The following is a 15,222-nucleotide window of genomic DNA, read 5'->3' on the forward strand; positions in this document are numbered from 1 at the left end:
TTGTGAAGGTAGCCACGTGTCTCGCTATATTTTGCGCCGGCTTATCGCAATGCCGTTTCTGGTGCTCGGCATCGTCACGATCGCCTTCCTGATCACCACGGTGACCAAGGGCGATCCGTTGACCGCCATTGTCGCCGAACAGCAGATGAGCAACCCGGAGGTGGTCGCCGCGGCCAAGGCGCGTTGGGGTCTCGATCGCCCTTTGCCGGAACGCTATATGATATATCTCAGTAATCTGCTCAGCGGCGATCTCGGCACCTCCTTCATCACCAAGCGCAATGTCGGCACCGACATTCTCTACCGCTTGCCGGCAACTCTCGAACTGGTTTTCGCCGCGATGATCTTCGGCACCACGCTTGGCATCGTGCTTGGCGTGTTGGCCGCCTATTTCCGCAACAGCCTGATCGACCACGGCGCGCGGCTGTTCGCCCTGTTCGGCTCGTCGCTGCCGGTGTTCTGGTCGGGGCTCGGCCTGTTGTTCATTTTCTCGGTCATGCTGAACTGGCTGCCGGGGCCGGGCAGGGTTGATGCCCGGCTGGCATTGCCGCCCGGCATCACCGGCTTCCTGACTATCGATTCGCTGCTGGCTGGCGACTGGACCGTCTTCAAGGACGCACTCTGGCACCTGCTGCTCCCGGCTTTCGTCCTCGGCTGGACGGTTTCGGGCACCATATCGCGGCTGGTGCGCGCCAACATGCTGGACGTCATGAGCCGCGAGTTCGTGCTCACCGCGCGCGCCAAGGGGGCGAGCGAATTTCGCGTCGTCATTGTCCACGCGTTGCGCAACACGATGGTGCCGACCCTGACCGTCATCGGCTATTCCTTCGCCTATCTGATCACCGGCGCGGTGCTGACCGAAACCATCTTTTCCTGGCCCGGCATGGGCTCCTATGCCGTCGAGGCGGCCCGCGCGCTCGACTTCCCGGCAATCATCGGCGTCACCATCGTCGGCGGTCTGGCCTTCCTGGTCACCAACCTCATCACCGACATACTCTATGTCGTGGCCAATCCGCGCGTGAGATTGAGCTGATGTCGGCGGTCGCAACCAAATCCCGTTCCGACGCTGTTCCCGAATGGCTGACCGCGCCTTTGGTCATCGGCACGGTCGTCATCCTGTTCTGGCTGTTCATGACCGTGTTCGCCAATCTGGTCGTGCAGTTCGATCCGCTCGAAATGGTGGCGCGCCGGCTGCAGCCGCCGAGCTGGGCGCACTGGCTGGGCACCGATGCGCTCGGCCGCGATGTGCTGGCCCGCACCTTGCACGGGGCGGCGCATTCGCTGCCGATCGCGGTTCTGGTCGTCGTCTCGGCCGTCGTTATAGGCTCGCTGCTCGGTGCGATCTCCGGCTTCGTCGGCGGCCTGACCGGTGCAGCGATCATGCGGCTTGTCGACGTGACCCTGTCGTTCCCGCCGATGCTGCTGGCCATGGCCGTCGCGGCCTCGCTCGGGCCGGGCCTCGGCAACGCGGCCATCGCCATGGTGCTGGTCTGGTGGCCGGTCTATGCCCGCCTGATGCGGGCGCAGGTGCTGGAGGTGAAGGAGCGCGAGCATGTCGAGGCGGCCATCGCCGCCGGCGCCAGGCCGCGCCGCGTGCTGTTCACGCACATATTGCCGCTTTGCTGGACCCCCGTGCTGATCAGCGCGACCATGGATCTCGGCCAGGTCGTGCTGCTTGCCGCATCGCTCAGCTTCATCGGTCTCGGCGCCACGCCGCCGACGCCCGAATGGGGCTCGATGATCTCCGATGGCGCCGTCCATTTCTATCAGTGGTGGATCGCCTTCGGTCCCGGCGTCGCCATCCTCACCATCGTGCTCGGCTTCAACTTCATCGGCGACGGCTTGCGCGACATTCTCGATCCAAGGTCGGACTAGGCGATGAGCGCACAGATATCTTCGGCGCGACCGGGCGCGATCAACAGCGCCAGTGACCGCGAGCCGCTGCTGTCCATACGCGGCCTGCGGGTCGGGTTCCGGCGGGCGGGCGATCAGTTCGAGGCGGTGCGCGGCATCGACCTCGATGTCGCCAAGGGCGAGGTGGTCGGCATTGTCGGCGAGTCCGGCTCGGGCAAGACCGTCGGCATGCTCGCCGCGCTCGGCCTAACCTCCAAGAACGCGGTGGTCACCGGCTCGGTCCGCTTCAACGGCGACGAACTGGTCGGCAAATCGTCACGCGAGATGCGCAAGATCAGGGGCGCGCGCATCGCCATGATTTTTCAGGACCCGCTGTCCTCACTCAACCCGGTGATGACCGTCGGCGCGCAGATCGCCGAGGCGGTCAGGCTGCATCAGCGCGTGACGCGCAAACAGGCGATGGCGCGCGCCGTGGAATTGCTCCATCTGGTGGCGATCCCGCAGCCGGAGCGCCGGGTCAACCAGTATCCGCATGAATTCTCCGGCGGCATGCGCCAGCGCGCCGTGATCGCCATGGCCGTCGCCAACGATCCCGACCTGCTGATCGCCGACGAGCCGACCACGGCGCTCGATGTCACGGTGCAGGCGCAGATACTATCGGTGCTGCGTTCGTTGCAGGAGCGGCTCGGCCTTGGCCTGGTGCTGATCACCCATGATCTCGGCGTCGTTGCCGGTCATGCCGACCGCGTCGCGGTCGTCTATTCCGGCCGCGTCGTCGAACAGGCTGGCGTGTCCGAGCTGTTCGCCGATCCGCGCCACCCCTACACGCGTGGCCTCATCGCCTCGATCCCCAACCTTGAGGAAAGCCGCGAGCGGCTGTTTTCGATCGACGGCTCGCCGCCCGCACTTGGGCGCTTGCCGGGCGGCTGCGCCTTCCATCCGCGCTGCATCTATGCCGAGGCACGCTGCCGGACCGAGGATCCGCCGCTGCACGATATAGGCGGCCGGTTTTCGGCCTGTCATTTGGCGACGACCTTGCCGCCCTTCCACAGCGCCTCGCTGGCGGCGGCAAGTCTGGACAGTGGAAGCGTGGCCCCATGAGCGCAGCGGAGCAACTCCAGGCAGAAACCAAACCGGCGCCGGCATTGTCGGTTCGCCATCTCGTCAAGGACTTTCCAGTTCGCGGCGGCCTCGTCTTCGACCGCGCCGTTGCCCATGTCCGTGCGGTCGCCGATGTCTCGTTCGACGTAGCACCTGGCGAAACGCTGGGCCTAGTCGGTGAATCCGGTTGCGGCAAGTCGACCCTCGGGCGCTGCCTGATGCGGCTGATCGAGCCAACCAGCGGCGAAAGCTGGTTCCGTGGCCGGAACCTGCTCGCCCTCAACCACGAGGACATGCGCCTGATGCGGCGCTACATCCAGCTGGTCTTCCAGGATCCGTACGGGTCGCTGCATCCGCGCATGCGCATTGCCGACAACATCGCCGAGCCACTGCGCATGAGCGACATGTCGGCGGCCGACCGCCGCGCGCGCGTCGCCGAACTGCTCGAACTGGTGCGGCTCAATCCTGAGCATGGCAAGCGCTATCCGCACGAACTGTCCGGCGGGCAGCGTCAGCGCGTCGTTATCGCCCGGGCGCTTGCGCTGAACCCGCAAGTGGTGATCCTCGACGAGCCGGTTTCGGCCCTCGACGTTTCGGTGCAGGCCGGCGTGCTCAACTTGCTCAAGGATATCCAGCAGTCCTTCGGCACATCCTATCTGTTCATCGCCCATGACCTCTCGGTCGTGCGTCACATCTCACATCAGGTCGCGGTGATGTATCTCGGCAAGATCGTCGAGATCGCGCCCGCGGCCGAACTCTATTCCAGGCCGCTGCACCCCTATACCCAGGCGCTGCTGTCGGCTGTGCCGCTCGCCAACCCCGAGAAGGAGCGCAAGCGCGAGCGGATCGTGCTGACTGGCGATGTGCCGAGCCCGCTCAACCCGCCATCCGGCTGTCGCTTCCGCACGCGCTGCTTCAAGGCCCAGGCGATCTGCGCTGCCGTCGAACCACCGCTCGATCCGGCTGGTGGTCCGCATCGCGTCGCCTGTCATTTTCCGGAGCCGGTCAACACTTTCAGGGCTGTCTGACAACCCTGCGAGATAACAGCCGAATTACCCGTGAAGGATTCTGATTTGACCGAAAACCAACCCAGAAATGCCGGTGCGGCAGGCCACGAGCGCCTGCCGCTCGAAGGCATCAAGGTTCTCGATCTCTCGCGTGTGCTCGCCGGTCCATGGGCGACGATGAGCCTTGCTGACCTCGGCGCCGAGGTCTGGAAGATCGAGAACATTGACGGCGGCGACGACACCAGGGCGTGGTCGGTACCGAGCTACAAGGGTGTCTCGACCTACTATCTCTGCGCCAATCGCGGCAAGCAGAGCATTGCACTCGACATGAAGAGCTCTGAGGGGTTGGCGATCGTGCGCGAACTTGCGGCCAAGGCCGACATCGTCGTCGAGAATTTCCGCTCCGGCACCGCCGATCGCCTTGGCGTCGGTTTTAAGGAACTCAGTGCCTCAAATCCGGGCCTGATCTACTGCTCGATCTCCGGCTACGGCCAGACCGGCCCCGATGCCGGACGGCCCGGCTATGATTTCGTCATGCAGGCCGAAAGCGGCCTGATGGCCATCACCGGCGAGAGCGATGGCGAACCGATGCGTGTCGGCGTCGCCATCACCGACATCGTCTGCGGCATGGTCGCCACGCAGTCGATCCTGGCAGCGCTATACGAGCGCGCGACGACCGGCAAGGGTCAGTTCCTCGACCTGTCGCTGATCGACTGCGCGCTCAGCCTGCTGATCAATGTCGGCAGCGGTTACCTCAACACCGGGCGCGAGGTCGCCCGCTACGGCAATGCCCATCCGACGGTTGTTCCCTATCAGATATTCGATGCCTCCGATGGCGGCTTCGCTCTGGCCGTAGGCAACGACCGCCAGTTCGCGGCGCTGTGCGTGCAGGTTGTGGACTTGCCAGATCTGGCCAAGGATCCGCGCTTCATCAAGGCAGGGGCGCGTGCCACCAACCGCGAGGCGCTGATCCCGCAGCTTGCCGCCGTCTTCAAGGCCAGGACGCGCGACCACTGGATGGCAGCCTGTGCCGCCGCCAGCGTGCCGGCCGGCACGGTCAAGTCGATACCGGAAGTCTTCGACAGCCCCAACGTGCGCGAGCGTGGCCTCGTCCAGACCTTGCCGCATCCGCATCTCGGCTCCGTCGCCATGGTGCGCCCGGCACAGGGGCTGGCCGCGCAGTTGACCGCCGACTTCACCGCGCCGCCGATGCTGGGACAGGACACGCAATCCGTGCTGGCCGACGTACTCGGCTACAGCGCCGAGACCATCGACCAACTGATCGGCACTGGGGCCGTCGGCGTCTATACGCCGGCCGCCGAGCCTATCCCCGCCTGATCTACAGGGAGCCTGACATGTACAAGAACGTGCTGCTGCACATCGACGGCGCGTGGCGCCCGGCCCGAGACGGCCGCACCATGGCGATCGTCAATCCGTCGACGGAGGCCGAACTCGGCTCGCTCGCTCATGCTGGTATCGACGATCTCGATGAGGCGCTCGCTGCCGCCGCCAAAGGGTTCGAGGCCTGGCGGCGCGTCTCGCCCTTCGACCGCTCCAAGCTGATGCGCAAGGCCGCAATCATCCTGCGCGAGCGCAACGAGCACATCGCCACGCTGATGACGCTGGAACAGGGCAAGCCGATCGCCGAATCGCGCATGGAGGCCTTTGCCGCCGCCGACATCATCGAGTGGTTCGCCGAGGAGGCGCGACGTTCCTATGGCCGCATCGTGCCGGCGCGTCTTGAGGGTGTCAGCCAGTCGGTGGTCAAGGAACCTGTTGGCCCTGTGGCCGCCTTCACACCGTGGAACTTTCCGCTCAACCAGGCGGTGCGCAAATTGTCGGCCGCAATTGCCGCCGGCTGCTCGATCATCATCAAGGGACCGGAGGAAACACCGGCCTCGCCCGCCGAACTGGTGCGCGCCTTCGTCGATGCAGGCCTGCCCGACGGTGTCTTGAACCTCGTCTATGGCACGCCGTCCGAAATCTCCACCTATCTCATTCCGCATCCGGTGATCCGCAAGATCTCGTTCACCGGCTCCACGCCGGTCGGCAAGCAACTGGCGTCTCTGGCCGGACTGCACATGAAGCGGGCGACGATGGAGCTCGGCGGCCACGCGCCAGTGATTGTCCTGCCCGACGCCGATCTCGACCGCGCCGCGCGCTCGATGGTTGCATCCAAATTCCGCAATGCTGGCCAGATTTGCGTCGCGCCGACGCGCTTTCTTGTCGATCATGCGATCTATGACGATTTCGTCGGCCGCTTCGCCGAGGCGATCCGCCAGATCAAGGTAGGTGACGGTCTTGCCGAAGGCACGACCATGGGACCGCTCGCGAACCCGCGCCGCGTGCAGGCGATGGAGGAACTGGTCCACGACGGCGTGCAGAAAGGTGCGGAACTCGTCATCGGCGGCAAGCGCATCGGCAATTCAGGCTATTTCTTCGAGCCGACTATCCTGTCGGGTGTGTCGACCGACGCCCGCGCCATGAACGAGGAGCCGTTCGGCCCGCTGGCGATGATGACCCCGGTCAATGGACTAGATGAAGCGCTGGCCGAAGCCAACCGGCTGAACTACGGCCTTGCCGCCTATGGCTTCACCCGCTCGGCGGCGAGCGCGGCAAAGATGTCGTCCGGCATCGCCAGCGGCATGGTGTCGATCAACCATTATGGCCTGGCCCTGCCGGAGGTGCCGTTCGGCGGCATCAACGATTCCGGCAATGGCACCGAGGGCGGCGCCGATGCGCTGGAGAGCTACCTCAACAGCAAGTTCGTGTCGCACCTGCAGGTCGACTGAGCAGGCCGCTGTCGTTTGCGGTGCATATCGTTCTCCCAAGACCGCTGCGCATCTTTGGGCGACATGCACTACTTCTGCTGGCCGTAATTCTTGTAGCGCCCGCGAATGGCGGCGAGCTCGGTGCCCTCGATCAGCACCGGCGTGCCGGCGCTGCGCGCCAGAAGATACTGCCGCGCCAGGGTTTCCAGCTTGACGGTGCGGACGAGCGCCGTGTCGAGATCGCCGCCGAAGGCGATCATGCCATGATTGGCGAGCAGGCAGGCCGTGCGGCCCTTGAGCGCCACGACGGCAACCCTGGCCAGTTCGCTTGACGCGAACAGCGCATAGTCCGAGCAGCGCACATCATCGCCGCCGAAGCCCGCCACCATGTAGTGGAACAGCGGCAGCGGCTCGCGCAGGCACGACAGCGCCACGCAATGGTCGGGATGGGCATGCACGACGGCGCCGGCCTCTGGAAAAGCCTTGTAGATCTCGGTATGCATCTCCCATTCGCTCGACGGCCGGAATGCGCCCCCCCAGGATCCATCGAACTGCATCGCCACCATCTGCTCCGGCCGCAAGGCGCTCGTGGCTATTCCCGTCGGCGTGATCAGCATGCCGCTTGTCGTGCGTACGCTTATGTTGCCGGTGGTGCCGACATTCATCCCGCTGGCGTCCAGCGTCTCAGTCGCGGCGATCAGCCGGGCGCGAGCGGTCTCGGTATCCATCACGATACTTTCCCTGTCGTGGCCCTTGAAGGGGGCCATGTGTCGATTGCCGGCGCAATAGTGCTCGGGCGTGTCATGTCTTGCAAAACTTCGGTGAAGATGTCGGGGCCGCCGAGCTTTCCCGATTTCAGCATCAGCGCCAGTGGGTCAGATGGCAGGCCGGGGAGGTGGGCGACGGCGCGCGACAGTCCGGGGCCTTCATAGGCGCCCATGGCGATCCGGTCGATGCCGAGCGCCTTGACCACCGAACCGGCGGTCTCGCCGCCCGCGACGACCAGCCGGCGCACGCCGAGTTCGCGCACCAGGATCTCTGCGATCCCGGCCAGGATCTCTTCTGCTTTCGCCGCCACCACATCGCGGCCGTGCGCCTGCTGCAGCGCTTCGACCGTCGCTTGCGGTGCCGTCGTGGCAATCGCGATCATCGCGCCGGGCAAATGCCGCTCGGCGAAGGCACGCGCTTCGGCCACGACATCGGCGCCAGCAAAGGCGCTGGCAAGGTCGATTGTCAGCAATGGGTTATTCTCAGCGAAGCGTTCGAGCTGCTCGATGGTGCGGTCGGCGACGCTGCCGGCCAGCACCGCCGCTGGCCCTTCGATGGCCGGCAGGCTGGCGGCAAGGAGATCGCCTGAATTCAGCAATCCATGCATCAGCCAGGCCGGCGGCAGATGCGCTGCGACTGACGAATTGCCGGTCATCAGCGGCAGGTCGAAGGCGGCTTCCGCGATCGCCGCCAGGTCGCGCTCGCGGATCGTGTCGGTGAGCAGCAGCGTCTCGCCTCGCGCGGTCTGCTGGCGCACGGCGTTGCGTATAGTTTCAGCGCCGGAATCTACGACCAGGTACGGCACCAGCCCGACCTTGCCCTTGCTTTGCGCCTGCAGCACACGAACCAGATTGGAATCGGTCATCGGCGTCAGCGGATCGAAGCGCTTGGGCGATTCACCCAGCAACTGGACGCCACCGAACATATGCCCCTGATAGACGGTGCGGCCGGTTTCACACAGCGCCGGTGTGAACAGCGTCACGCCGCCGCCGAGCCGTTCGAGCAGCGCCTCGGCACAGGGGCCGATATTGCCGGCGGGTGTCGAATCGAAGGTGGCGCAGTATTTGAAGAAGATCTGCCGCGCGCCCGCTTCGACCAGCCGGTCAGCCGCTTCGAGCACCTGACGCACCGCATCGCTGGCCGCGATGACGCGGGTCTTCAGCAGGATCACATGGGCAAGATTGCCTGATGGGATCGGGGCGTTCAGTCCGACCGTGCATCCCGTCGGAATGCCGCGCGCCACCAGCATCGACGCCAGCTCGGTGCCGCCGGTCAGATCGTCGGCAATGGCGCCGAACAGCAGGGAAGGCATCGACGCGGTCATGCGGCCCGTCTCATGGCTGGCCGTTTCTGGGCTGCTCGTCTCATGTCGGTGGTCAGGCCATTCGTGGTATCATATACACAGCCCACGCGACGCAGGCGACGCCTGCGCTGTTGCAAGAACGGAGTGCGGATGTGACTGCTTCTATCGCGCCGATCGCGCGCGACAATTTGACGACGCGTGTCTATGAGGAGCTTCGCCGCGCCATGATGGAAGGCCGTTTCTGGCCGGGCCATCGCTTCAAGATCCGCGACCTCGCCGCCAGCCTTCAGGTGTCTGAGACGCCGGTGCGCGAGGCGCTGATGCAGCTGGTGCGCGAGAAAGGCCTGGAGATGGAGGCCGGCCGCTCGATCACCGTCGCCCAGCTGTCGCTGGCCCAGTATCTGGAGCTGCGCAGCATCCGGCTGCATCTCGAAGGCATGGCGGGTGCCGCGGCGACGACCCGCATCGAGCCGCGTGAGATCGACCGCCTGGCGGCCGTGCATGACAGGCTGATCGCCGACGAGGACAATGGCCGCTGGTTCGAAGCCGTCCGTGACAATTGGGAATTCCATCACTCGATTTACCAGGCGGCGCAAATGCCGGAGCTGCTGGCGATCATCGAAGGCATCTGGCTGCGCAACGGACCGCTGGTGAACTATCAATACCCGCATGCGAGGCCGACCTATGACGGCCGCCACCGGCACCTCGACATCCTCGATGCGCTGCGGGCGCGCGACGAGAACGGCGTGCGCAAGGGCATTCAGCAGGACATGATCGAAGGCGGCCGCCTGCTGGTCAAGGTTCTCGAACGGTTGAACGACGGTGCGGTCACGCCCGAGGAACTGCGCCGCGCGGCGCAGAACGGCCGACTGGTGTCGGCCGCCGGCTGAGCGAATTTCTTCCCTCCTCCGCATGCGCCGGTCACGCCACCTGCGCGGCTGCGACCATGCCGGCATCGGCAGCCTGCAGGGCGAGATCGATGTCTTTTTCGGTGTGCGCGGCGCTCAGGAACATGTTGTGCCGGGGATGGAAATAGGCGCCTTCGCGCAACGCCGCCGAGCAGAAGGCGCTCGCCAGCTTGAACTCTGTATCGCCATCGAAAAGCACCATCGGCATCGACGCCGGACCGGTCTGGCGCAGCGACAGGCCATGCTTTTTCGCTGCCGCATCGAGGCCTGAGCGCAGTCTGTCGCCGGCCTGCGTCATGCGGGCAATCGCATCGGTATCGCGCAGCGTGTTGATGGTGGCGATCGCGGCGGCCATGGCGACGGCGCCATACCAGAACGACCCCGTCAAATAGACCTTGGTCGCGGCCTCGCGGAACCGGTCGGTGCCGGTGATCGCGGCAAGCTGATAGCCATTGGCGATCGCCTTCGAGAAGGCGGACAGGTCCGGCCGTACGCCGAGCGGCTCCCAGCTGCCGGCGAGATCGATGCGGAAACCGGCCCTGACATCGTCGACGATCAGTGCTGCGTCGGCGGCGGTGGTGAGTTCGCGCGCCCGTTTGGCGAAGGCGGCGGTCGGCAATTCCTGGTCGCGGGCGATGTCGTGCCGGAAGGCGGTGACGACGACCGCTGCAAGATCATCTCCGGCCTGCTCGACGGCGGCCTCCAGGCCGGCAACGTCATTGTAGTCGAAATGGATCAGATGGGCGCGGTCCTCGGCGGTGACGCCGGCCAGTGATGGCGTGCACCACGGCACCGCGCCATGATAGGAGCCGCGCGCCACCAGAACCTTGCGCCGGCCGGTACCGGCACGCGCGATCGTCACGCAGGCCGTGGTGGCGTCGGTGCCGTTCTTCTGCAACATCGCCCAGTCGGCATGCGCGACGGTGTTGACCAGCAACTCCGCAAGCTCGACCAGTACCTCGCCCGGGCCGTTCATCGCATCGCCGAGGCGACGCTGCCGCTCGGCTGCGGCTTCGACCGCCTGGTGATGATGGCCGAGAATGTTGGGACCCCAGCTACACATCAGGTCGATGTATTCGCGCCCATCGACGTCCCAGACCCGGCAGCCGTCGGCGCGCTCGAAGAACTGCGGATAGGCGGAGCCGAGATAGCGCGTTGCCATGTGTCCCCACATGCCGCCCGGAATGACCGAGGCCGCACGCTCGCGCAGCAACTGGTCCTTGGAGTTGATCAGGGAAGGCATAGCGAGGTCTCCGTATTGATATATCATATATTTGTTTTGGTGCTGAAAGAACAGGATTTGCTGATCGTCCAGGATGAGGATGCGGGAGACGGCTGGCCGCCTCCCGCATCTTTTCGCTCAGTGGCTAAGCTCCGCCAGCGGCAGGTTGCAGCAGGCGCTGTAGCGCACGCCCTTGACGTCCGACTTGTAGGCCAGGATCAGGTTCGGGCTGATCAGCGGCAGGATGATCCTGTCCTTGATCATCTCCTCGCCGGCCTGGTGCCACAGCTTGGCGGCCTCGTCGCCGCTTGCCGCAAGGGCTGCCTTGTAGATATCAGCTTCCTTCGGATTGAGCACCGACGGGTCGCGCTCCGCGCCGGCGCGGCGCGACCACGGGCTGCCCTTGGTCATGGCGAAATAATCGATGTATTGCGACGTGCCGTAATAGTCCGGCGCGTAGAACACCGCCGTCATCGGGATGCCGTCGCCATTGACGCGTTCGCGCCAGTTGGCGAAGGGGATCGGCTGCAGGTCGAGCTTGATGTTGATCTTGGCCAGATCCTGCTGGACCTTCTGCATCAACAGCGAGAGATCGACGCCGTAGACGTTCATGCCCGGGAAGGCAGCTTCCATCTCAAAACCGTCGGCATGGCCGGCCTTGGCCAGAAGTTCCTTTGCCTTGGCGACGTCATAGGGCTGCGCCTCGAAGCCCGAGCCGCCGGGGAAGCCAAGCGGAATCGGCGCGCTGATCAACTGGCCCTCGGAGCCAATGGTGAAGTCCAGGATACTCGGACGGTCGAGGCCGAGCGAGATCGCCTCGCGCACTTCGGGCGTCAGGGGCACCTTGTTGGCCTTGGCGCCGGGCGACAGCGCCACATAGATGAAGTTGTAAGACGGCACGGTCTCGATCTTGACGTCGCTGCCGGTCATCGTCTTGGCCGTGTCCGGGTCGATCTGCATGGCGATGTCGGCGGTGCCGCTCTGCAGCATCTGCGCCTGCGCCACCGCGTCCTTGGTCTGGCGGATGACGACTTCGCTCAGCGCCGGCGCCGTGCGCCAGTATTTGTCATTTCGCGCCAGCCGCAGTTCCGAATTGGGCTCATAGGACTTCAGCACGAAGGGCGCGCTACCGGCCGAATGCGCCAGGAACCAGGCCTCGGCATTGTCCGTGGTCGAGGCGTCCGCATCGGCCTTGGCGCCGGCTTCGGAAGCGACCTTGCTGTTGACGACCGCTGCGTAGGGCGCCGCCGCGATGTTGAGGAATTCGGAGCTCGGCGCGACCATCTTGACGACGACCGTATGCGCGTCCGGGGTCTCGATCGAAGCCACATTGTCCATCAGGAACGAGGCGCTGCCCTTGAGGTTCTTCAGCCGCTCCCAGGACCATTTGACGTCCTTGGCCTCGACCGGCGAACCGTCCGAGAATTTGGCGGCCGGGTCGAGCGTGAAGGTAAAGCTGCTCTGGTCGGCATTGCCTTCCCATTTGGAAGCGAGCAACGGGATCAGCTTGTTGTCCTTGTCCAGCGTCAGCAGCGATTCATAGACGCTGGAATTGTAGATCTGGCAGGTGTCGCAGAAGGCGCGGTGCGGATCGAGCGAGTTGAGGTCGATGTTGCGCGCGATGACCAGCGGCTTGCTGTCCTGCGCGAACGTGGCCGGTGCCCAGAAGGCGCTGGTGGCCAGCAGCACGGCCGCCAGCATCGTCGCCCTGGTCTTGTTTCTCGGTAGGATGGTCATGTCAGTTCTCCCATTTTCTTGTCGGATCTTTGTGGCAATGCGTTCGCTCTATCCACCCACGGCAGTGAGGGATTGAAGCGCGGCCTTGAGCTTTTCAGCGCCGCCCAGTGCGGCGCGGTTGAGCGGGGCCGATACGACCGGAGCCGAGAGGCTTCCCGTCACATGCAGGATCTCGTGATCGAGATAGTCGAACACGCGATCCTGAATCTCCTGTGTCAGTCGTCCGCCAAGCGACAGTCCACGCTGCACCTGTTCGACGACGGCCACCCGGTTGGTCTTGCGGATAGAGGCTTCCACCAGCGCCCAGTCGAGCCCGGTCGGGTCGAGGCTGCGCAGGTCGATGATCTCGGCATCGACGCCGGTCTCCTCGACCACCTGGCTGGCGACAGCAACCATGCTGGCGCTGGTGAGCAGTGTGCAGGCGCTGCCCGGCCTTACGATCTTCGCCTTGCCGAGCCGCACGCAATAGTCGCGGTCATCGGTCGGAATGGGCCCTTCACTGGGGAACAGTTCGACATGCTCGATGACGACGACCGGATCGTCGCATTTCAGCGCTGAATTCATCAGGCCGATATAGTCGAAGGGCGTCGTCGGGGCGACGATGCGCCAGCCGGGATAGAGCGCGAACAGGCCGGACGGATCGCCCGAATGCTGCGAGCCGTAGCCGGTGTGCGGCGAGACGCGGACCCTGACGACGATCGGCACCGGAAAGCCGCCGCCGAACATGTGGCGCACCTTGCTGACCGCGTTGAACAACTGGTCGGCGGCAACCAGGCAGAAGTCGCCGAACATGATCTCGACGATCGGCCGCAAGCCGCAAAGCGCTGCACCCAGCGCCACGCCGACAAAACCGTTCTCGGCGATCGGCATCGCCAGCACGCGCTCCGGCCAGCGTTCCAGCGCGCCCTTTGTGGCGCCCGAAACGCCACCGCGCAACCGGTGCACATCCTCGCCCATGATGATGATGCGGGCATCCTGCTCCATGGCGCGAGCGATGACCTCGGACGCGGCAACCATGAACTTGACCGGCTTGGTGTCGGCCGGCGGCACATCCTCGATCTCGAGGAAGCGCTCATCCCTGAGCTCGGAAAGATCGCCGCGGATCTGGTTGTCGACGTCGCTTGGGTCCGGCCACAGATGGTCGGGAATGCGCAGCGCGTTGCCGCTTATTTCGGTGAGCGAATCGGCGGCGGTGTTGACGACCTCCATGACGCGCTGGTCGAGTGTGCCGAGGTCGGAAGCGTTCAAAATGCCCATCGTCTTCAGGCGAGCCGCCATGGTGGTAAGCGGGTCACGCGCTTTCCAGGCGTCTTCCTCGGCGCGCGTGCGGTAGCCGAATTCGCTGCCCGGGCGGGCGCCGCTCTGATGTAAAAACCGGTAGCAGAGCGCCTCGACCAGCACCGGGCCTCCGTCCTCCTCGATCGTCCGGCGCGCCTCGCGCATGGCATGGTGAACCGCCACCACATCCATGCCGTCGCATTCGATGCCGCGAAAGCCGAGCATGGGTCCGCGCGACGCCAGCCGCGTCTCGCGTGTCTGCTCGTTGATGTGTGTCGAGACGGCATAGAGATTGTTTTCGGCGAAAAAGATCACCGGCAGTCGGTAGAGCGCGGCGATGTTCATCGCCTCATAGGCCGGCCCCGCCATCATCGTGCCGTCGCCGAAGAAGGCGACCGAGATATTGCCGGTGCCGAGCAGCTTGTCAGCGAGCGCGTAGCCGGCCGCGTGCGGCAGGTTGCCACCGATGATGGCGCTGGTGCCAGGAATCCCCGAAGCATCGTCGCGCATATGCATCGAGCCGCCACGGCCGCCGCAATAGCCTGACTTGAGCCCCATGATCTCGGCCATCAGGCCGCGCACCGAACCCTGCATGTCCGGAGTGAAAGCGTCGCGCAGCGGGTCGAAGCCCTCTGGCGTCTGCGCGTTGACCAGCTTGGCCAGCACCTGGTGATGGGCGCGGTGGGTGCCATTGATGCGGTCGCCGGTGCCGAGCACGGACATCGCCCCGACCGCCGTCGCCTCCTGGCCGATGCTGGCATGTGCCGGACCATGCACCAGCCCGGCATTGGCGAGATCGAGCACTTTTTCCTCGAAACGGCGGATGAGCAGCATCTGGTGATACCAGCGCACCAGGCTCGAAACCTCGGCGTCGTTCCAGTCCGAATCATCGACGTCGAGCCGCAACCAGGGCGCCGATGGCTGGATCGATGTCTGCTGGACCATGTCAGCTATTTCCATTCTGGTAGATGATATATCAAATATTTTCTCAGTCGATTGCGGTGGGTTGTTTTTCCTGGGGCACTGCACTGTCTTGCGGGCATCACACAAATGGAATTAAATTTCATTTTCAGTGCGAAGTCGAGACTAAGCCGGGACGGCGGCGTTCCGCAAGAGGAATTTTGAAGCCTGCATTCAGGTCATTTCACTCTTGAGCCGAATGCCGGATTGCGGTGAAAGCAACACCCTCAAGCAAGCATGTCGGCATCCTCGCCGGATCACGGCGTCAGATTTCAGGTGCGACTCCGCGTCGGTATGATATAATCACACCGACGTT

12 protein-coding genes are annotated in these 15,222 nt (G+C 64.7%); 7 read left to right on the plus strand and 5 right to left on the minus strand.

The genetic code is table 11. The features are described 5' to 3' along the window. Positions 1-16: 16 nt before the first annotated feature. From ASD12_RS20025 to ASD12_RS20050, 6 genes are read left to right on the plus strand one after another with little or no spacing between them, the layout of a single operon-like run. Positions 17-1,030 carry an ABC transporter permease gene (locus ASD12_RS20025; RefSeq protein WP_056589841.1) on the plus strand — a complete coding sequence of 338 codons (1,014 nt, stop codon included), beginning with the start codon at positions 17-19 and terminating at the stop codon, positions 1,028-1,030. Further along, a complete protein-coding gene (locus ASD12_RS20030) occupies positions 1,030-1,872 on the plus strand; it encodes an ABC transporter permease (RefSeq protein WP_082525543.1) in 843 nt (280 codons plus the stop codon). Before ASD12_RS20025 ends, ASD12_RS20030 begins: the two co-directional genes overlap by 1 nt. Positions 1,873-1,875: 3 nt before the next feature. Beyond that, entirely contained in the window at positions 1,876-2,952 is a 1,077-nt protein-coding gene (locus ASD12_RS20035; protein WP_082525544.1) for an ABC transporter ATP-binding protein, read from the plus strand. After that, the gene (locus tag ASD12_RS20040) at positions 2,949-3,980 is read left to right on the plus strand and encodes a dipeptide ABC transporter ATP-binding protein (RefSeq protein WP_056589846.1); all 1,032 of its coding nucleotides are present in this window, start codon (positions 2,949-2,951) and stop codon (positions 3,978-3,980) included. Before ASD12_RS20035 ends, ASD12_RS20040 begins: the two co-directional genes overlap by 4 nt. 45 nt (positions 3,981-4,025) lie before the next feature. After that, the gene (locus ASD12_RS20045) at positions 4,026-5,297 is read left to right on the plus strand and encodes a CaiB/BaiF CoA-transferase family protein (protein ID WP_056589849.1); all 1,272 of its coding nucleotides are present in this window, start codon (positions 4,026-4,028) and stop codon (positions 5,295-5,297) included. Positions 5,298-5,314: 17 nt separating this feature from the next. Then, on the plus strand, positions 5,315-6,751 hold the full coding sequence (locus ASD12_RS20050) for an NAD-dependent succinate-semialdehyde dehydrogenase (RefSeq protein WP_056589852.1): 1,437 nt from the start codon (positions 5,315-5,317) through the stop codon (positions 6,749-6,751). Positions 6,752-6,819: 68 nt separating this feature from the next. On the opposite strand, the gene ASD12_RS20055 is transcribed toward ASD12_RS20050, so the two are convergent. Then, the gene (locus ASD12_RS20055) at positions 6,820-7,458 is read right to left on the minus strand and encodes a class II aldolase/adducin family protein (RefSeq protein WP_056589855.1); all 639 of its coding nucleotides are present in this window, start codon (positions 7,456-7,458) and stop codon (positions 6,820-6,822) included. Further along, on the minus strand, positions 7,458-8,822 hold the full coding sequence (otnK, locus tag ASD12_RS20060) for a 3-oxo-tetronate kinase (protein ID WP_082525545.1): 1,365 nt from the start codon (positions 8,820-8,822) through the stop codon (positions 7,458-7,460). The genes ASD12_RS20055 and otnK overlap by 1 nt, the downstream gene beginning before the upstream one ends. 131 nt (positions 8,823-8,953) lie before the next feature. On the opposite strand from otnK, the gene ASD12_RS20065 reads away from it, so the two are divergent. Next, positions 8,954-9,691: a GntR family transcriptional regulator gene (locus ASD12_RS20065; RefSeq protein ID WP_082525546.1), complete on the plus strand. Its 738-nt coding sequence runs from the start codon at positions 8,954-8,956 to the stop codon at positions 9,689-9,691. Between the two features lie 31 nt (positions 9,692-9,722). Here ASD12_RS20065 and ASD12_RS20070 read toward each other — a convergent pair whose 3' ends face one another. From ASD12_RS20070 to ASD12_RS20080, 3 genes are all read right to left on the minus strand, one after another. Next, entirely contained in the window at positions 9,723-10,952 is a 1,230-nt protein-coding gene (locus ASD12_RS20070; RefSeq protein WP_082525547.1) for an aminotransferase class III-fold pyridoxal phosphate-dependent enzyme, read from the minus strand. 117 nt (positions 10,953-11,069) lie between these two features. Continuing rightward, the gene (locus ASD12_RS20075) at positions 11,070-12,632 is read right to left on the minus strand and encodes an ABC transporter substrate-binding protein (protein ID WP_162252264.1); all 1,563 of its coding nucleotides are present in this window, start codon (positions 12,630-12,632) and stop codon (positions 11,070-11,072) included. An 84-nt stretch (positions 12,633-12,716) separates the two neighbouring features. Then, positions 12,717-14,891 (minus strand): alpha-ketoacid dehydrogenase subunit alpha/beta, encoded by a 2,175-nt coding sequence (locus tag ASD12_RS20080; protein ID WP_056589864.1) that lies wholly within the window; start codon positions 14,889-14,891, stop codon positions 12,717-12,719. Positions 14,892-15,222: the final 331 nt, after the last annotated feature.

It is taken from the genome of Mesorhizobium sp. Root102 (genome assembly GCF_001425625.1).
Lineage (GTDB): Bacteria > Pseudomonadota > Alphaproteobacteria > Rhizobiales > Rhizobiaceae > Mesorhizobium.